Annotated in this window: 17 protein-coding genes and 2 tRNA genes; 14 read left to right on the top strand and 5 right to left on the bottom strand. The window is 67.3% G+C overall.

All coding sequences use genetic code 11. The features are described 5' to 3' along the window. Window positions 1-33: 33 nt before the first annotated feature. Window positions 34-462 carry a VOC family protein gene (locus BLT71_RS15885; RefSeq protein ID WP_091722140.1) on the top strand — a complete coding sequence of 143 codons (429 nt, stop codon included), beginning with the start codon at window positions 34-36 and terminating at the stop codon, window positions 460-462. A gap of 3 nt (window positions 463-465) precedes the next feature. Here BLT71_RS15885 and BLT71_RS15880 read toward each other — a convergent pair whose 3' ends face one another. Then, the gene (locus BLT71_RS15880; RefSeq protein ID WP_091722138.1) at window positions 466-1653 is read right to left on the bottom strand and encodes an SLC13 family permease; all 1188 of its coding nucleotides are present in this window, start codon (window positions 1651-1653) and stop codon (window positions 466-468) included. A gap of 59 nt (window positions 1654-1712) precedes the next feature. On the opposite strand from BLT71_RS15880, the gene BLT71_RS15875 reads away from it, so the two are divergent. The 5 genes from BLT71_RS15875 (at window position 1713) to BLT71_RS15855 (ending at window position 7106) form a co-directional block, all read left to right on the top strand. Next, window positions 1713-3098: a cystathionine beta-synthase gene (locus BLT71_RS15875; RefSeq protein WP_091722135.1), complete on the top strand. Its 1386-nt coding sequence runs from the start codon at window positions 1713-1715 to the stop codon at window positions 3096-3098. A 67-nt stretch (window positions 3099-3165) separates the two neighbouring features. Next, on the top strand, window positions 3166-4329 hold the full coding sequence (locus BLT71_RS15870; protein ID WP_091722132.1) for a cystathionine gamma-synthase: 1164 nt from the start codon (window positions 3166-3168) through the stop codon (window positions 4327-4329). 51 nt (window positions 4330-4380) lie between these two features. After that, window positions 4381-4887, top strand: coding sequence for a winged helix-turn-helix transcriptional regulator (locus BLT71_RS15865; RefSeq protein WP_091722129.1), 507 nt, complete (start codon window positions 4381-4383; stop codon window positions 4885-4887). Further along, complete coding sequence (locus BLT71_RS15860; RefSeq protein WP_091722126.1) at window positions 4884-6299, top strand: MFS transporter; 1416 nt, start codon at window positions 4884-4886, stop codon at window positions 6297-6299. Before BLT71_RS15865 ends, BLT71_RS15860 begins: the two co-directional genes overlap by 4 nt. A 36-nt stretch (window positions 6300-6335) precedes the next feature. Next, window positions 6336-7106: an SDR family oxidoreductase gene (locus BLT71_RS15855; RefSeq protein ID WP_091722123.1), complete on the top strand. Its 771-nt coding sequence runs from the start codon at window positions 6336-6338 to the stop codon at window positions 7104-7106. Window positions 7107-7212: 106 nt separating this feature from the next. Here BLT71_RS15855 and BLT71_RS15850 read toward each other — a convergent pair whose 3' ends face one another. From BLT71_RS15850 to BLT71_RS20420, 4 genes are read right to left on the bottom strand one after another with little or no spacing between them, the layout of a single operon-like run. Next, window positions 7213-8388 carry an acyl-CoA dehydrogenase family protein gene (locus BLT71_RS15850; protein ID WP_231994312.1) on the bottom strand — a complete coding sequence of 392 codons (1176 nt, stop codon included), beginning with the start codon at window positions 8386-8388 and terminating at the stop codon, window positions 7213-7215. Window positions 8389-8399: 11 nt separating this feature from the next. Beyond that, window positions 8400-9893 (bottom strand): APC family permease, encoded by a 1494-nt coding sequence (locus BLT71_RS15845; RefSeq protein WP_091722117.1) that lies wholly within the window; start codon window positions 9891-9893, stop codon window positions 8400-8402. Then, a complete protein-coding gene (locus BLT71_RS15840) occupies window positions 9890-11101 on the bottom strand; it encodes a glutathionylspermidine synthase family protein (protein WP_091722115.1) in 1212 nt (403 codons plus the stop codon). Before BLT71_RS15840 ends, BLT71_RS15845 begins: the two co-directional genes overlap by 4 nt. A gap of 2 nt (window positions 11102-11103) precedes the next feature. After that, complete coding sequence (locus tag BLT71_RS20420; protein WP_172829991.1) at window positions 11104-11754, bottom strand: Tat pathway signal protein; 651 nt, start codon at window positions 11752-11754, stop codon at window positions 11104-11106. 140 nt (window positions 11755-11894) lie between these two features. On the opposite strand from BLT71_RS20420, the gene BLT71_RS15830 reads away from it, so the two are divergent. From BLT71_RS15830 to BLT71_RS15795, 8 genes are all read left to right on the top strand, one after another. Next, window positions 11895-12551, top strand: coding sequence for an MOSC domain-containing protein (locus BLT71_RS15830; protein WP_091722112.1), 657 nt, complete (start codon window positions 11895-11897; stop codon window positions 12549-12551). Window positions 12552-12953: 402 nt separating this feature from the next. Then, window positions 12954-15041: a DEAD/DEAH box helicase gene (locus BLT71_RS15825; protein ID WP_091722110.1), complete on the top strand. Its 2088-nt coding sequence runs from the start codon at window positions 12954-12956 to the stop codon at window positions 15039-15041. Window positions 15042-15408: 367 nt separating this feature from the next. Further along, window positions 15409-15480 (top strand) — tRNA-Thr (locus tag BLT71_RS15820). 61 nt (window positions 15481-15541) lie between these two features. After that, window positions 15542-15615, top strand: a tRNA-Met gene (locus BLT71_RS15815). A 94-nt stretch (window positions 15616-15709) separates the two neighbouring features. Continuing rightward, on the top strand, window positions 15710-16498 hold the full coding sequence (gene yidC, locus BLT71_RS15810) for a membrane protein insertase YidC (protein WP_172829990.1): 789 nt from the start codon (window positions 15710-15712) through the stop codon (window positions 16496-16498). Window positions 16499-16572: 74 nt separating this feature from the next. Continuing rightward, window positions 16573-17166 (top strand): carboxymuconolactone decarboxylase family protein, encoded by a 594-nt coding sequence (locus tag BLT71_RS15805; RefSeq protein WP_091722104.1) that lies wholly within the window; start codon window positions 16573-16575, stop codon window positions 17164-17166. A gap of 3 nt (window positions 17167-17169) precedes the next feature. After that, the gene (locus BLT71_RS15800) at window positions 17170-17745 is read left to right on the top strand and encodes a dihydrofolate reductase family protein (protein ID WP_091722101.1); all 576 of its coding nucleotides are present in this window, start codon (window positions 17170-17172) and stop codon (window positions 17743-17745) included. 16 nt (window positions 17746-17761) lie between these two features. Then, window positions 17762-18418: an SDR family oxidoreductase gene (locus tag BLT71_RS15795; protein WP_091722098.1), complete on the top strand. Its 657-nt coding sequence runs from the start codon at window positions 17762-17764 to the stop codon at window positions 18416-18418. The last annotated feature ends 9 nt before the right edge of the window (window positions 18419-18427 follow it).

The following is an 18427-nucleotide window of genomic DNA, read 5'->3' as shown; positions in this document are numbered from 1 at the left end:
GCCGCGCCCGGCCGGGAAGGGCAGGAAGACGCCATGGGCGGAGTAGTGCATTTCGAAATCCCCGCGGACGACCGCGGACGGGCAGCAGAGTTCTACCGGCAGGCCCTGGGCTGGACACTGGAACCGGTGCCGGGAATGGATTACTACACCAACGTCACCACCACGCCGATGGACTCCTCGGGCAGGCCCACGGAACCGGGCGCGATCAACGGGGGCATGATGGACCGGGAGGCGGACCTGGCCTCACCCGTCATCACCGTGGATGTGCCGGACATCGACGCCACTCTCAAAGCTGTCGAATCCCTGGGTGGAGCGGTGGTGCGGGCCAAGGAAACCATCCCTGGCATGGGCCACTTCGCTTATTTCAAGGACACCGAAGGCAACGTGCTGGGGCTGTGGGAGAACCTTCCCGCCAGCGAGGCCGGCGAAACTGGCGGGGCCAACCAACCGGCAGGCGCCTGAGCCTTAGTGCATTCCTGACACGGACCACAGGGCCAGGACGGCGAGGGGGAGCGTCAGCAGCGCCGCCACCAGCCCGGCCAGCGCGAAGCCGCCCCACCTGACGGGGACGTTCAGAACGCGGAGCCGCTCGTGCCACAGCAGCGTGGCCAGGGATGCCCACGGGCTCACCAGCGGCCCAAGGTTGACCCCGATCAGGAGCGCGGCAAGCCGGGCGGGGGAGTCCGCCACGGGTTCCAAGGCGAGGTAGGCCGGCAGGTTGTTGGCCACGTTCGCAGCGCCCGCCCCCACCCCGGCCAGCTGAAGGAGTGCGCGAAGGTCCTCGCCGGAACCTGCCACGCCATCGAGCAGGGCGGTGAGGCCGTTGGCATGCAGGGCTTCCATCAGCATGAACAGTCCGGCCGTCAGCATCAGGGGCCGCCACGGCACCATGGACCACTTCAAGGCCGCCGGCCGGCGCCAGGCGAACACAGCCATGAGGAAAGCGGCCGCGGCAAGTGCGGGGTACTGGACCGGCAGGCCGGACACCAGCGCCGGCAGCAGGACCAGCAGCGTGGCCGCGGCTATCGCCAGAAGGGGCCGGTCCCGGGCCGGGCGGACGGGCCGTGGCCGGTACTGCCCGCGGAGGTCGCGCCGGAACGCCAGCCACAGCAGGACAAGGGGGACCAACAAGCCCACCGCTGCAGGCGCCCACACCAGCCCGGCGAACTGCACCGGGCTCAGCCCCAGCCGCTCCTGGGCCAGCAGGTTGGTCAGGTTGGAGACGGGCAGCAGCAGCGAGGCCGTGTTGGCCAGCCAGATGCTGGTCAGGGCGAACGGCAGCGGCGGAATTCCGGCGTGCATGGCCAGGAGGACCACCACCGGCGTCACCAGTACAGCGGTGGTGTCCAGGGATAGGAAGACCGTGGACACGGTGGCCAGTGCGATCACCAGCAGCCACAGCGTGAACACCCTGCCCCGGCCCAGGGCTGCGAGCCTTCCCGTCACCGCGCGGAAGAGCCCGGCCTCGTCCACCAGTTCGGTGACCATGGACATGGCCAGGACAAAGCCCAGGATGGGCACCGTCCGTCCGGCCAGCTCACTGAACGCCGGCAGGGGGAGTATGCCTGTGGCCAGTGCTGCCAGGCCTGCCGCCAGCGCGGCACCGGGCAGCAGGTAACTGCGGGCAGCCTTGGCCCATGCGAACTGCTTCACCGCCTTATCGTCGCACCCCGGGCCGGGTGGCGCGTGCAGGAAGCGGTAGCTTTATACCTATGAAGTACGCCCAGTCCATCCTGGACCTCATCGGCAACACCCCGCTCATCAAACTCAACCACGTGACCGAGGGCATCAGGGCCACCGTTCTTGTGAAAGTTGAGTACCTGAACCCTGGCGGGTCCATCAAAGACCGCATCGCGGCGCAGATGGTTGAGGACGCCGAACGGGAAGGCAAACTGCAGCCCGGCGGCACCATCATCGAACCCACCTCCGGCAACACCGGAGTGGGCCTGGCACTCGTGGCACAGCAAAAGGGCTACAAGTGCATCTTCGTCGTCCCGGACAAGGTGGGCGAGGACAAACGGGCGGTCCTGCAGGCGTACGGCGCCGAGGTTGTGGTCACACCCACCGCCGTGCCGCCGGACAGCCCACAGAGCTACTACGGCGTCTCGGACCGGCTGGTCCGCGAAACGCCGGGCGCCTACAAGCCGGACCAGTTCTCCAACCCGGCAGCGCCGGGCAGCCACTACAAAACTACCGGTCCGGAGATATGGCAGGACACCGACGGCAAGGTCACCCATGTGGTCATCGGGGCAGGCACCGGGGGCACCATCACCGGCACCGGCCGCTACCTCAAGGAGGTTTCGGCGGACCGTCCCGAGTCCGACGGCGGCGTGGTCCGGATCATCGGAGCGGATCCGTCGGGTTCGGTCTACTCGGGCGGTACCGGCCGGCCGTACTTCGTCGAGGGCGTGGGCGAGGACATGTGGCCGGCGAACTACGACAAGTCCGTCCCGGACCAGGTCATCGCCGTCACCGACGCAGACTCCTTCGCCATGACCCGCCGGCTTGCCCGCGAAGAAGGGCTCCTGGTGGGCGGCTCGTCGGGGATGGCCGTGGTGGCCGCCCTGCAGGCGGCGAAGGACCTCCCCGAATCAGCCGTCGTCGTCGTGATCCTGCCTGACTCCGGGCGCGGTTACCTCGCCAAGATCTTCAACGACCAGTGGATGCGCTCCTACGGCTTCCTGGCCGGCGGCGAGGAAACGTCCGTGGGCGAGGTCATCAAGTCCAAGAACGGTGAACTGCCGGACCTGGTGCACATCCACCCCAACGAGTCGGTCCGCGACGTCATCAACATCATGAACGAGTTCGGCGTCAGCCACATCCCGGTGCTCTCGCAGGAACCCCCGGTGGTGATGGGCGAGGTCCTCGGCGCCGTGGACGAACGCACCCTGACGGCCAAGCTCTTCCGCGGCGAAGCCAAGCTGACGGACAAGATCGCCGAACACATGGGCCCCAAGCTGCCCGTCATCGGATCGCTGGAAAGCATCTCGGCGGCCCGCGAGCTGCTCTCCGACGTGGACACCGTGATGGTCACGTTCGTGGGCGCCCCCATCGGCATCCTCACCCGGCACGACCTTCTGGCGTACCTCAGCAACTAATCCCGGCAGTTGGCCCGGCCGCCGGCGGTGGCTGGGCCCGTCGAAACCAGACACACGAAGGAGCACCATGTCCCTGCAGGAAAACCAAGGTTTCAACACCCGCGCCGTCCACGCCGGCCAGGCCTTCGAGCCCCGCACGGGCGCGGTGGTGCCCCCGCTGCACTTCAGCTCGACGTACGCGCAAGACGGCATCGGCAATCTCCGTGGCGGCTACGAGTACGGCCGCGGCGGAAATCCCACCCGGGACGCCCTGCAGGAACAGCTGGCCGCACTGGAATTGGGAACCCACGCCTACAGCTTCAGCTCGGGCCTGGCGGCTGAGGACGCCCTGATCCGGGCCCTCACCCGGCCCGGTGACCACATCGTGCTCGGCAACGATGCCTACGGCGGCACGTACCGGCTGATCAGCCGCGTGCTGGGCGACTGGGGCATCGGCAATACCCCGGTGGACATGGCCAACCTGGACACCGTCCGCAGCGCCGTCGCCGCCAACAAGACCCGCTTCGTGTGGGTGGAGACCCCGTCCAACCCCTTGATGAAGATCACGGACATCGCCGCGCTCGCGGACATAGCGCACGACGCCGGTGCCCTCCTGGTGGTCGACAACACCTTCGCGTCTCCCTACCTGCAGAACCCGCTCGCCCTGGGCGCCGACGTCGTGGTCCACTCCACCACGAAGTACATCGGCGGCCACTCGGACGTAGTGGGCGGCGCCGTGGTGGTCAAGGATGCTGAGCTGGCGGAAAAGATCGGCTTCGTGCAGTTCGCCGTGGGTGCGGTGTCCGGGCCGATGGACGCTTTCCTCACCACCCGCGGCCTGAAGACCCTGGGCGTGCGGATGGACCGCCACAGCGAGAACGGCCAGGCCGTGGCCGAATGGCTGCTGGAACGCCCCGAGGTGGAAGCCGTCCTGTACCCGGGCCTGCCGTCCCACCCCGGGCACGAGCTGGCCAGCAAGCAGATGCGGAGCTTCGGCGGCATGGTGTCCGTGCAGTTCAAGGGCGGCGAGGCGGCTGCCCGGAAGGTGGCCGAATCCACCTCGGTGTTCACGCTGGCCGAATCCCTGGGCGGCATCGAATCGCTGATGAACTACCCGTCCGAAATGACCCACGCTTCGGTCAAGGGCACCGAGCTTGCCGTGCCGGTGAACCTGCTGCGCCTCTCCTGCGGCATTGAGGACAAAGAGGACCTGGTGGCCGACCTGGAACAGGCGTTCTCTGCGATCCCGTAACGGTGGGTCGGATGCTGGCTTTCTTGAAAGAAGTCAGCTAGCGTTTCCGGTATGCCACTTCGATCAGACTGGTCCCGCCGAAACTGCAGCATGGCCCGCGGCCTGGACGTCCTGGGTGACCCCTGGACCATCCTGGTCCTCCGCGAGGTCTTCTTCGGCAACGGCCGCTTCGACGCCATGAAGGCCCGGCTGGAGGCGGCGGACTCGGTGCTCACCAAGCGCCTTGCAGGCCTGGTCGACGCCGGGCTGCTGGCGAAGCAGGCCTACGACGACGGCGGCCGCACCCGCCAGGAGTACGTCCTCACCGTCAAAGGCGAGGACGTGCTCCCGGTCCTGAACGCTGTGACGATCTGGTCGGAGAAGCACCTACCGGCGCCCTCGGAGAAGGCCCACATGTTCGTGATCCATTCGGACTGCGGGCAGCGCACCACGTCCGCCGATACCTGCACGTCCTGCGGCCAGCAGCTCACCGCCGCCAACACCAGCTGGCACAGCCAGACGCGGTCCGAAACGCCCGTGGCCCTTGCCACCGCCACCCACAACGGAACCGCGGCATGAGCACCCTGCCCGACGAAACGGCCGTCCCCGACGAGCAGGCGGCCGATGCCCCGGAACGCCCCAACGGCGCGGAGCAGGCACGTCCTCCCCGCCGGCTGCACCCCGCCTGGATCGTGGCGGCCGTGGCCTTCCTCGCCCTGGTGGGCGCAGCCGGTTTCCGGGCAGCGCCGGGAGTGCTCATGGTCCCGCTGCAGCAGGAATTCGGCTGGAGTACCACCGTCCTGTCCGCGGCGGTCAGCATCAACCTGGTCCTGTTCGGCCTGACGGCACCGTTCGCCGCGGCCCTGATGGAGCGCTTCGGTGTCAGGGCCGTGACGGCCACGGCACTGGTGCTGATCGGCATGGGAAGCGCCCTCACCGTCCTGGTGAACCAGTCCTGGCAGATCCTGCTGACCTGGGGCCTGCTGATCGGCCTGGGCACCGGCTCCATGGCACTGGTCTTCGCCGCCACCATCGCCAACACCTGGTTCACCAGGAGCCGCGGACTGGTGATCGGCATCCTGACGGCCGGCAGCGCCGCGGGCCAGCTGGTCTTCCTGCCCCTCATCGCCATGCTCGCGCAGGACCCGGGCTGGCGGCAAGCTTCGCTGCTGATCGCTGCCGGTGCCCTGGCCGTGGTCCCGCTGGTGCTGAAGTTCCTCAAGAACTCGCCTGCTGAAGCCGGCGTCCTGCCCTACGGCGCTGACCCGGAAGAAACGCGGTCAGCGGCTGCAATTCAGTCACGGGGAGCGGCACCGGCGCAGCCTGCCACCGACGCCGGTCCGCGCGCCAACGCTGCCGTCCGCGCCCTGCAGGTGCTCCGCCGGGCCAGCAAGGTGCGTACGTTCTGGGCACTGGCCGCCGGCTTCGCGATCTGCGGCGCCACCACCAATGGCCTGATCGGCACCCACTTCATCCCCTCTGCGCACGACCACGGCATGCCGGAAACCACCGCCGCGGGGCTGCTGGCCGTCGTCGGGATCTTCGACATCCTCGGAACCATCGCCTCCGGGTGGCTCACGGACAGGTTCAACCCGCGCGTCCTGCTGGCCGTCTACTACCAGTTCCGCGGCATCGGCCTGCTGGTGCTCCCGCTGCTGCTCAGCGCCGAGGTCCAGCCCAGCATGATCGTGTTCGTGGTGATCTATGGCCTGGACTGGGTGGCCACCGTGCCCCCAACGGCCGCCATCTGCCGCGAAACCTTCGGTGCGGACGGCAGCGTGGTGTTCGGCTGGGTGTTCGCGGCGCACCAGCTGGGGGCCGCCGCCGCAGCGCTGGCCGCAGGTGCGCTCCGGGACGCCACGGGGCACTACACCTACGCGTGGCTGGGTGCGGCCGCCATGTGCACCATCGCCGCCGTCATCAGCGCCACCATCCGGAAGTACCGCGGCGCCGGGGAAGCTCAGGCCGGGGCGGAGCACGCAGCGGCGTGAACGGGGTCCCTGCCCGGCGCGGCTAGGCTGGGACGCATGGAATCCACGGCTCCGGTCCCTGCCCGCAACGTTGCCCTGGTTACGGGTGCCGGCCGGCTGGCCGGAATCGGGGCCGGGATCGCGCGCCAGCTCGCGGCCGACGGCTGGGACCTGGTGCTGGCAGGCTGGGAGGACTACGACGGCCGGATGCCGTGGGGGAGTGATCCCGAGGATGAAGTCCGGCTGACCGCCGAGCTCGAAGCCATTGGCGCCCAGGTCCACGTCCTGTCGGCGGACCTGCAGGACCCGGCGGTGCCGGAGCGCCTGGTCGCGGAGGCCGTCGAGCTCGCCGGGCCCCTGCAGGGCCTCGTGCTCAGCCACGCCGAGTCCGTGGACTCCGGCATCCTCGATACCAGCCTCGAAGCCTTCGAACGGCATTTCGCCGTCAACACCCGGGCCAGCTGGCAGCTGATCGCCGCGTTCGCACGGCAGGCAACGGACGACGGCGGCGCGGTCGTTGCGCTGACCAGCGACCACACAGCCTTCAACCTTCCCTACGGTGCGTCCAAGGGGGCGCTGGACCGGATCGTGATCGCCGCTGCACGCGAGCTGGGACCCCGGGGCATTTCAGCTAATGTCCTCAATCCCGGCCCGGTGGATACCGGCTGGATGTCCGACGAGGTGCGGGAATCAGTGGTTGCGCGCCAGCCCACGGGGCGGTTGGGAACCCCCGCCGATGTCGCCGGGACGGTGGCGTTCCTGTTGTCGCCGGCGGGCCGCTGGGTGTCGGGGCAGCTGATCAAGGCAGACGGCGGCTTCTCGGCGTAGGTTCCCGGGGGTGTCCCCTTTTGCCCGCCCCTTCCCAACTAACTGGCAGTTGTTGTCGTTCTGAGCCGCGAAAACGACAACAACTGCGGGTCAGTTGGCGGAGGGGTTAGCGGAAGGCGGGGAGGCCCGTGATGTGCTGGCCCAGGATCAGGGTGTGGACCTCGTCGGTGCCCTCGTAGGTGCGCACCGACTCGAGGTTGGCGGCGTGCCGCAGCGGCGGGTAGTCCAGGGTGATGCCGTTCCCGCCCAGGATGGTGCGGGCTTCGCGGGCGATCTTGATGGCCTCGCGGACGTTGTTCAGCTTCCCCAGCGAGATCTGCTCGGGCCGGATGGTGCCGGCGTCCTTGAGTCGGCCCAGGTGCAGCGCCAGCATGGTTCCCTTCTGGATTTCCACCAGCATGTTCACCAGCTTCTCCTGGGTGAGCTGGTAGCCCGCCAGCGGCCTGCCGAACTGCAGGCGGTCCTGCGAGTAGGCCAACGCCGCTTCGTAGGAGTCACGGGCTGCACCCATGGCGCCCCAGGCGATGCCGTACCGGGCTTCGTTCAGGCAGGTGAACGGGCCGCGCAGGCCGAACGCTCCGGGGAGCAGCGCCTCGGGACCCAGCCGGACGCCGTCGAACGTTATGTCGCACTGGATCGATGCGCGCATGGACAGCTTCTGTCCGATGGGCGTGGCGGTGACGCCGGGGGTGCCTGCGGGGACCAGGAATCCGCGGACACCGTCAACTGTCATGGCCCACACCACCATCACGCCGGCCACGGACGCGAGCCCGATCCAGCGTTTGGCGCCGCTAAGTATCCACCCGGCGTTGTCTCCGCTGCCGTCACGCGTGGCCGTGGTGGCCATGGAGGACGGATCGGAACCGGCACTGGGCTCGGTCAGCGCAAAACAGCCGATTACCTCGCCGGCGGCCATCCGCGGCAACCATTCTTGTTTCTGCTCTTCGGAGCCCCAGGTGTGGATGGCGGTCATCGCCAGCGAGCCCTGGACCGACACGAAGGTGCGGATCCCGGAGTCGCCGGCCTCCAGTTCCATAGCCGCCAGCCCGTAGTCGACGGCGGTCCGGCCCGGGCAGCCATAACCCTCCAGGTGCATGCCCAGCACGCCGAGCTCACCGAGCTCCGGCGCCAGTTCCACGGGGAAGACGCCGTCCTCGTACCAGCGGGCGATGTCCGGCCTGATCCGCTGGGCGGTGAAGTCGCGTACCTTCTGCCGCAGGGACAGCTCTTCGCCGCTAAGCAGGGCGTCGAGGTCCAGGACGTCTGAGGGGCCGGCAGCCATGGCGTCACCGGTCATTTCTTGGCCAGGAAGTAGCCGCGGGTGGAGGGCAGGAACCGGCAGACGGCGGCGAGCACCACGCCCAGGGCCAGCAGCACCACGCCGCTGACGAACGCGCCGCCGACGCCGAAGATCTGCGTATCGCCGTAGGCCGGGTCCCACATCTGCACGGCAGAGATGAAGAACGCTGCGGTGAGGAGCAGTGCGCCCAGCAGCGGGAGGATGCCGCGGAACCACAGGTTGCGTGCCGATTCACGGAGGGTGCCCCTGAAGTACCAGAAGCAGGCGAACCCGGTCAGCGCGTAGTAGAAGGCGATGAACAGGCTGATGGCGCTGATGGAATCGGCCAGCAGATTCTCGCTGAGGAAACTCATCACCACGTAGTAGGCCCCGGCCGCAATGCCCATCACCTTGGTGGAGAACCCGGGCGTCTGGTTCCGCGGGTGTACCTCGCCGAACTTGGGCGGCAGCGCGCCGTGCGTCCCCATCGAGAGGGTGCCGCGGGCCGTGGGCAGGATGGTGGTCTGCGTGGAGGACAGCACCGAGGCAAGGACCGCGACGACGATCAGCCAGCCCCACGGGCCCAGCACCACGTCCTTCATGGCCAGGAAGACATCGGCCTGGTTGGCCTCGTTGCCCAGGCCAATGCCATCGCTGCCAACGGTGGCGTACATCATCACCAGCAGCGCCACGGAGACGTAGATGGCCACCAGCACGAACGCCGAGATGACGGCGCCGCGGCCGGGGGTCTTGGACGGGTTTTCGGTTTCCTCGTTCAGGGCCAGGCAGGTGTCCCAGCCCCAGTAGATGAACAGCGCCAGCAGGGATCCATGCACCACGGCACCGGGGTCTGCGAACGCGCCCACCGGGTTGAACCACTCAAAGTCGAAGGCCTGCCCCTCTGGCGGGCCGCCCACAATCCTGATCACAATCGCCAAAGCAAAAATGCCCAGGGCGATGTACTGCACGTAGGTCAGCACCCGCTGGACGTGCTCGCCCAGCCGGATGCCCCGGTAGTTCACGAGCGTCATCAGCACAATGAAGAGCACACCCGTGCCCGTGACCACCAGCTTGTTCTGGGCCAGGGATCCGTCACCGATGAGCAGCCACAGGTACTGCCCCGCCACCTGGGCCAGGTTCGCCAACACCACAATCCCTGCGAGCGCAACACCCCAGCCACCCATCCAGCCCGCCCAGGGACCGAAGGCCCGCCGCGACCAGGTGAAGGTGGTGCCGCAGTCCGGCATGGCACTGTTCAGTTCCCGGAAGGCGTAGGCGATGAACAGGACCGGGATGAACCCGAGCAGCAGCACGAACGGGGTGTAGTTGCCGTTGACCGCCACGATCAGGCCCAGCGTCGCGGCGAGGGAGTACACCGGTGCCGTGGAGGCGAGGCCGAGCATGACGGAGTCGCCGAGGTCCAGGATGCCGGCGCGCAGGCCCTTGGCCTGGACGGTGGTGCCGGACGGGCCGCCCGGGCCTCCCGCCGTCGTCATGTCTGTGCTCATAGGGTGATACCTGCCTTGCTGGAGGAAGTTCCGGCGCCCAGCGGTGCGGGCGCGTCGATGGTGTTCGGTACGAAGCGGCAGAAGTAGTCCGTGATGGGCCCGTCCGATTCCCTGATGCCGCAGCCCACGGATTCGCCGTCCACCACCCACAGGCCCAGCACCGGATGGTTGCCGTCAAAGTCGGGCAGCTGCCGGTACTGCTGGTAGCACCAGCCTTCCCGGCCGTACCCGCCGGGCTGTTCCAGGCTGATTCCCGGTGCATGGATCTTGATGTTGTCGCCCTCGCGGCCATGCAGCGGCTTGGCCACCCACTCCTTCAGCGGACCGGGATTGTCCAGGTAGGCCGGCAGCAGGTTGGGGTGGTTGGGGTAGAGGTGCCAGAGCGCGGCAAGGAGCGCCTTGTTGGAGAGCAGCATCTTCCACGCCGGTTCCACCCAGCGCGGGTTGTGGGCACGCTCCAGCAGACGGGGTCCGAACGGTTCCTTCATCATCAGCTCCCACGGGTAGAGCTTGAAGATGGTGCTGATCATAAAGTTGTCCATGTCCACGAACCTGTTCAGGTTGGGGTCCCAGCCGATGTCGGACATGTTGATGCCGATGGTGGTCCAGCCGGCCTGGCTGGCGGCGTCCCGCATGTAGGCGGCGGTCATCCAGTCTTCGCCGGATTCCTCCACCTCGGAGTGGGCCACATGCAGGGTGGACATGCCGGTACGGTACTGGAACTTCTTCCACTGCCGGATCAGCGCTTCATGGATGCCGTTCCACTGGTCCTTTTCCGGGAACACGTCCTGGAGCCAGAACCACTGGGCCACCGCAGCCTCGATCAGGCCGGTGGGGGTGTCCGCGTTGTATTCAAGCATCTTGGCCGGGCCGCCCTGCCCGTCGTAGATGAAGTCGAACCGGCCGTAGACATCAACGTCGCCGGCCTGGAGCGACTCGGCGGCAAGCTCCAGGGCCTGCGGGCCAATACCGATAGGGCCCATGGCGCCGGTGGCCAGGAACTTGGCGGCCTCGAGGCACATGCGGTGCATTTCCTCGGCCGTTTCCTCGAGCCGTTCCACCTCATCTTCGGTGAACTCGTAGTAGGCGGACTCGTTCCAGTATTCGATCTTCCGGCCGTCATCCATGGTGGTGGTGGAGAAGACCAGGCCCTGTTCTTCAATTTTCTGTTTCCAGCCCGGGCGTGGGTTTGACAGCAACCGCTTCACGCTCAGCCCCCCGAACTCTTGCCGCCGCTGGTGCCGCTCTTGGCGCTGGTGCCGAATCCGCCGCGGCTGACGGTGCCGCCCTTGCTGCTGTAGCCGGTGGAGGCCTTGGCGCCGCTGGGCATGGTCCGGGTGTAGTTCGGTGCCGTGGACCTGTTCTGGCCCACGGCCGGGACGGAGGCGCCACGCGAGTAGAAGTACCAGGCGTAGATGCCGCCGCTGCGCCCCGCCGAGCTGTTGCAGCTGGCGTCCTCTACGCGTTCGCCGGTTTCGTCGTTGAAGCACACCTGGGCGTATTCGGGATCGTCCTGGTTGCTGGCCACGACGGCGGTGATGGTGCCGGCGAGCAGGGCGGTCACGCCCAGGCCGACGACGACGGTGCGCCGCTGGGAGCGCTTCTTGCGGGCCACTGCCTCGTTCTGCTGCTTCTCCCGGTCACGGGCGAACGGGTCCACCGGCGTGACGGGTTCGTTGAGGAGGTCCGGGCGCAGCTCCGGCTTGGGCACTTGCCACGGGGGAGGTTTGGGAATATTGCCCCCGCCTGGGGACGGTGCATCGCCGCCGGGCAGGCCGTTGCCGGCGTTGCTGCCCGGTTGGTTGTCCGGCTCGTTCTTTGGACCTTTATCGTCTGGATCCACGGCGTCCCCCTCAGTCATCCACGTGAATTGGGCACAGCGCTGCACCCCAAGTTGTGATCTGCACATCAGCGTAGCCCCTGCCAGTGCCCGCTGCGAGCCTGAAACAGGGGAGAACTGCCCACACTATGGGCCAAGGGGCCGGACCCTAGACTGGAGCCATGGAAACCGCTTCACTGCTTGCCGTCTGCCGCGTCCACCAGCTCCTGCCGGATGCCTCAAACGTGGGCGTGACCGCCATTGACAAGCGCCCGGCGGAGGGTCCGGTCAAGGTGCACCGGCTGGGACTGACGGGGGACATCCAGGCCAACCGGGTCCACCACGGCGGCCCGGACCAGGCCATTTACGCGTACTCCCAGGCCGACGCCGACTATTGGGGCGACATGCTGCAGCGGGAAGTCCCGCCGGGGGAGTTTGGCGAGAACCTCCGCGTGGCCGGCATCGATGCCACCTCCGCGGTGATTGGTGAGCGGTGGAGGATCGGGCTGGACGTGGAGCTGGAAGTCACCTCGCCCCGGACGCCGTGCGCCACGTTCCAGCGGCGGCTGGGGGAGCGCCAGTGGGTCAAGCGATTCACCGACGAAGGGCGGGTGGGAGCCTACCTGCGGGTCATCAGGACCGGCAGTATCCAGGCGGGGGACCACATCCACCGCACGTACGTTCCGCGGCACGGTGTCACCGTGGGCAAATGGTTCAGCGATCCTGACCTGGAGTCCATGGAAGCGCTCCGGGATGCCGAGGCCGACGGCGAGATCAGGCTCCAGCAGCCCGAGTTCGGTAAGAAGTTCGAGGCTTTGCTGCGCAGGCTTGGGCAGTAACGCCGGGCTGCAGTACCGTGGCACGGCGCCCATGTGCGCAACCTCACCGCCGTCGCCGCCGGTTCAATTACCAACGCGGGGCGCGCATACCTTACACTTGAAACATCCCCCACTCCGGAAATCCCTTTTTCCTGCCCAATTGTTGAGGCAGGACTGGCAAGTGTTGGGGCCCGCATCTAACGGGCATTTTCATAGGGAGAGCCGGCTGAAGTAAACGCTGTACAGACTGCTGGGATAGCAGCCAAGAGATGCAGCGCGAAGTCCTGCCACGGGATTGCGAAAGCGCCGGACTTCTGTGACCGGCCGGTCAGCGTTTGCCCGGCACCCACGGCACGCGTACTGCGGCTCCGCTCACCCCCGGGTAGTGCCGCCTGGCCCCCTATGGATGAGGAATATTTCCCTATGCCCGAAAACCAGAACGAAACCACCGAAGCCATCGACGAGGCAGCAACCCCCGCGATTGAGGAAGCAGCCCCGGCTGCCGCCCCCGCAGCTGATGCCGAGACGAACGGCGACGCTAAGGTTGAAAACGACGCCAAGGCTGACGCCGACGAGGACGACACCGTGAAGTTCGCCGATCTCGGCATCGACGGCCGCGTCCTGGCCGCCCTGCAGGATGTTGGATACGAGAAGCCCTCGCCCATCCAGGCCGCCACCATCCCGCTGCTGCTCGAAGGCCGCGACGTTGTTGGCCTGGCGCAGACCGGTACCGGCAAGACTGCAGCATTCGCAGTGCCGGCACTGTCCCGCCTGGCGGAACTCCACGACCTCAACGGCCCGTCCCGCAAGACCCAGGCCCTCGTCCTCGCCCCCACCCGTGAGCTGGCACTCCAGGTTGCCGAGGCCTTCACCTCCTACGCCAAGCACATCGACGACTTCACCGTCCTGCCCGTGTACGGCGGCTCCGCGTACGGCCCCCAGCTGGCCGGCCTGCGCCGCGGCGCCCAGGTTGTTGTGGGTACCCCAGGCCGCGTGATCGACCACATCTCCAAGGGTTCCCTTGACCTGTCCGAGCTGCAGTACCTGGTGCTGGACGAGGCCGACGAAATGCTCCGCATGGGCTTCGCCGAAGACGTGGAGCAGATCTTCCAGCAGACCCCCTCGGACCGCCAGGTGGCCCTGTTCTCGGCCACCATGCCGGGCCAGATCCGCCGGATGTCCAAGCAGTACCTGAACGACCCCGCCGAGGTACAGGTCAAGTCGAAGACCACCACCGGTGCCAACACCCGCCAGCGCTACCTGCAGATCATGGGCCCGCAGAAGCTGGACGCCATGACCCGCATCCTCGAGGTTGAAGAGTTCGACGGCGTCATCGCCTTCGTGCGCACCAAGATGGCCACCGAGGACCTGGCTGACAAGCTGCGCGCCCGCGGCTTCCAGGCTGCCGCCATCAACGGCGACATCCCGCAGCAGCAGCGCGAGCGCACCGTGGACGCGCTGAAGGAAGGCCGGATCGACATCCTCGTGGCCACCGACGTCGCGGCCCGTGGCCTTGACGTGGAGCGCATCAGCCACGTGGTCAACTACGATATCCCGCACGACACCGAGTCCTACGTGCACCGGATCGGCCGCACCGGCCGCGCCGGGCGTTCCGGCGAAGCCATCCTGTTCATGACGCCCCGCGAGAAGTACCTGCTGCGTTCCATCGAGAAGGCCACCCGCCAGCCGGTGGAACAGATGCACCTGCCGACTGCCGAGACGGTCAACACGCTGCGCCTGGGCAAGTTTGCCGAAAAGATCACCGAGACCCTTGCCTCGGAAGATATCTCTGCGTTCCGCGACCTCATCGCTTCCTACGAAGAAGAGCACAACGTTCCCGCTGCGGAGATTGCTGCTGCACTGGCTGTCATGGCCCAGGGCGGACAGCCGCTGCTCGTCAAGGAACTGGCTGCAGCTCCGGACTTCCAGAAGCGCGAGCGCTCCAAGGACGGCTTCGGCTCCCGTGGCCCCACCCGCCAGCTGACCGAAGGCAACGCCACCTACCGCATTGCGGTGGGCCGCCGCCAGCGTGTCATGCCCGGTTCGATCGTGGGCGCCATCGCCAACGAGGGTGGCATCTCCTCCGCACAGATCGGCGGCATCGACATCCGCTCGGACCACTCCCTCGTGGAGCTGCCCGCGGACCTGAGCCCCGAGCAGCTGCGTGCACTGTCCCGCACCCGGATCGGCGGCGAGCTGATCCACCTCGAACTGGACAACGGCCGCAAGCCTTCCGGTGACCGTGGCGCCTACCAGGGCAACCGTGGCGGCGACCGCGGCGGCAACTTCAAGGGCAACGGCGGGTTCAAGAAGGAATTCCGGAAGAACGACGGCGAGCGTTCCTCGGCTGACCGCGGCGGCCGCTCTTACAGCGAGCGCTCCGACCGCAGCTTCGGTGACCGCGGCCAGTCCAGCGACTCCCGCTTCGGCGGCCACGGCGACGGCTCCCGCAAGCCCCGCAGCGGCGGCGACAGCGGTCACCGCGACTTCAACCGCAAGGGCAAGTGGTAAACCTTCCGCAGGTTAGATCCATGCACGACGGCGATGGGCCGGCTTTCGAGCCGGCCCATCGCCGTTTAACCCGCATGAGTTCTTGGGCAGATACCGTGACGTCAGGCCAACTCAAGTCCCGTTATCTGTCCGAAATCTCCGCCCGCATGTGGGGCTGGACACATTCGGTACCTCAAACGGCGGCGGGGAGGCTCCCAAAGGCGCCTTCCGCCGTCGTACATCCGGCCTCTGGCATGCTCAGGATCCCCGGAAACACGCGGAAATCTGAGGAGCTTCAGCCCGGAATCGCAACTGTTGCGGGCCGCCCGGACGGCCGTTCAGGCCGATTTGTTGGTGAGTAAATCTTCCGGTAGAGTATTTACTCGTTGCCCCCCTAGCTCAGTGGTAGAGCGCGTTCTTGGTAAGAACGAGGTCACCGGATCGATTCCGGTGGGGGGCTCTGAATGAGGGCCTGCGTCAGGGCGGTTTTGACCGGCTTGACGCAGGTTTTTCTCATTCGTGGCGGTGTAGCTCAGTTGGTTAGAGCGCACGACTCATAATCGTGAGGTCGGGAGATCGAGCCTCCCCACCGCTACAGGCTAAGCCCCCGGAATCCCCCGAGATTCCGGGGGCTTTCCTGTTTCTCCGAAGGGCAGTAGTTTTGCAGCAACTGTCGAACGGGGGAATCGGTGGATGTTCTTGCACAGGTCATGGAGCCATTTAGGTGGCTGATGTCCGCAGTCCTGGTGGCCTTCCACGACGGATTGACCGCCCTGGGCCTGCCCGCGGACGGCGGAGGGACCTGGACGCTGGCCATCATCGGATTGGTGCTGGTGGTCCGCGCCACGCTGGTCCCCGTGTTCCTGGCGCAGGTGCGGGCCCAGCGGCGCATGCGCCAGCTGCAGCCTGACCTCAAGGCGCTGCAGGAGAAATATGCAGGCAGGACGGACCAGCCGTCGCGGCAGGCTATGGCCCAGGAACAGATGGCCCTGTATAAGAAGCACGGCACCAACCCGTTCTCCGCCTGCCTGCCGCTGCTGATCCAGGCGCCGTTCTTCCTGGGCCTCTTCCAGGTGCTCGCCGGCATCCCCGACGCAGTGGGGCGGGGGACAGGCATTGGCGCCATGGAGGCCGCCCAGGCGGAGCAATTCAACGTGTCCACCATTTTCGGTGCGCCGCTGTCGGCCTCCCTCCTCCATGGCGGCGGTGACGCGGCGGCAGTCGCCGTGCTCGCCGTCGCCATGATCCTGGTGATGACCGCATGCCAGTTCCTGACCCAGAAACTCGTGTCCGCCCGCACCATGACCACGGGGGACGCCGACAACCCGCTGGTCCGCCAGCAGCGGATCCTCCTCTACGCCCTGCCCATCGTTTTCGCCCTCGGCGGGGCGTTCTTCCCCATCGGGGTCCTGGTCTACTGGACGGTGTCGAACCTCTGGACGCTCGGCCAGCAGTACTTAGTGAACCGCAAGGCCTGACGGACTGTTTACAAAAACCCGCACCCGGACAACAATGGGCGCGTCAGCCATCGCCCTGCCCCCGAGGACCAGCCATGACCATCCTCCGCATGATCCCCGAAGCCGAAGCGGACGGTCTGCAGGCAGGGATTTACAGCGACGACATCCGCACGCTGGGGCACGTCCCCAGCCACACGAAGGCCATGAGCCTGAACCCTGAGGCTTACCTGGCCTGGGAGGCGCTCACACGGGCCATCAGCTCGTCCCTGGGGCTGCGCCGCTACGAACTGGTCACGCTCGCCGCAGCCCAGGCCCTGGGGTCCTCCCACTGCCGTCTGGCGCACGGCAAGAAGACCCTCACCATCATGGGGGAGGAGGAGCTCGCGGCGATCGCCCGGGACTTCCATCAGGCCGGGCTGCCGGCCAGTGAGGTGGCCATGATGGATTACGCCGTGAAGCTGAGCACCGACGCTGCAGGCATGGCGGATCCAGATGCGCAGCGGCTTCGTGACCTTGGCTTCAGCGACCGAGAAATCGCCGACATCACACTGGCTGCGGCCGCCCGGAACTTCTTCAGCCGTGCCCTGCTGGCCCTGAACGTGGACCTGGACGTGCCGGAGGGGCTCAGCCCCGGGCTGCAGGCCGCCCTCCTCTCGCCGCTTCCGTCCTCCGGTACAAGAAAGGCATAGGGCATGGCGCAGCTCATCTACTCGGGCCTCATTTCGCTGGACGGCTACCTCGCGGACCGGAACGGCAACTTCGACTGGAGCGCCCCGGACGAGGAAGTCCACGCGTTCGTCAACGACCTCGAACGGGACGCCGGCACCTACCTGTACGGGCGGCGGATGTACGAGGTGATGTCTGCCTGGGAAACCTTTGGCGCTCCGCCTTCGGATGAGCCGCCGGTGATCCAGGACTACTCCCGGATCTGGCGCGCTGCAGACAAGATCGTCTACTCCACCACGCTGGAACGCCCTGCCACCCCGCGGACCAGGATCGAACGCCGGTTCGATCCTGACGCCGTGCAGAAGCTCAAGGACGGCGCGGATGGGACCATCGGCATCGGCGGTGCCACCATCGCGGTGGCGGCACTCTCCGCAGGGCTGGTGGACGAGTGCCAGGTGTTCGTCAGCCCGGTGGTGGTGGGCGGCGGGCTGCGCTTCTTCCCGGAAGGCCTGGAGCTCAACCTCGAACTCCTCGAGGAGCGCCGGTTCGGAAACGGTGTGATGTACCTCCGCTACCGCAGCCTCAGTGGGAACTGCAGCTAGGGGGCAGAATGGGTCCATGACCCGAATCGCAATCATTGGCGGCCACGGCAAAGTGGCCCTGCACTTGTCCACCCTCCTCACCGGGGAAGGCCACAGCGTCACCTCGTTCATCCGCAACCCGGACCACGCCGCCGACGTCACGGCAACCGGTGCCACGCCGTCGGTCCTGGACATTGAAAACGCCCCGACGCCGGCCATCGCCGAAGCGCTGCAGGGCCACGACGCCGTGGTGTGGTCGGCCGGAGCCGGCGGCGGCAACCCGGACCGCACCTACGCCGTGGACCGGGACGCGGCCATCCGCTCCATGGATGCCGCAGCGCAGGCAGGCGTCAACCGGTACGTGATGGTGTCCTACCTGGGCGCCGGCAAGGACCACGGGGTGCCTGAGGCCAACAGCTTCTACGCCTACGCCGAAGCCAAGGCGGACGCGGACGAGTACCTGCGCGGCACGGACCTGGCGTGGACCATCCTTGGCCCGGGTTCCCTGACGGAGAAGCCGGGCTCAGGGCGCATCGACGTCAACCCGCCCAAGGAAGGCGGCGGAGAAACGTCCCGTGCCAATACCGCTATTGTTGCCGCAGCGGTGCTGGACCTGCCCGAAACCGCGGGCCGGACCATCGAATTCCGTGACGGGTCGCTTCCGGTGGCGGCAGCGCTGGAGCCGCAGGCCTAAGCGGAACCG

Source organism: Pseudarthrobacter equi (genome assembly GCF_900105535.1).
Taxonomy (GTDB): domain Bacteria; phylum Actinomycetota; class Actinomycetes; order Actinomycetales; family Micrococcaceae; genus Arthrobacter; species Arthrobacter equi.
The sequence above is the reverse complement of the archived record's forward strand: the minus strand, read 5'-3'. Positions and strand labels throughout refer to the sequence as shown.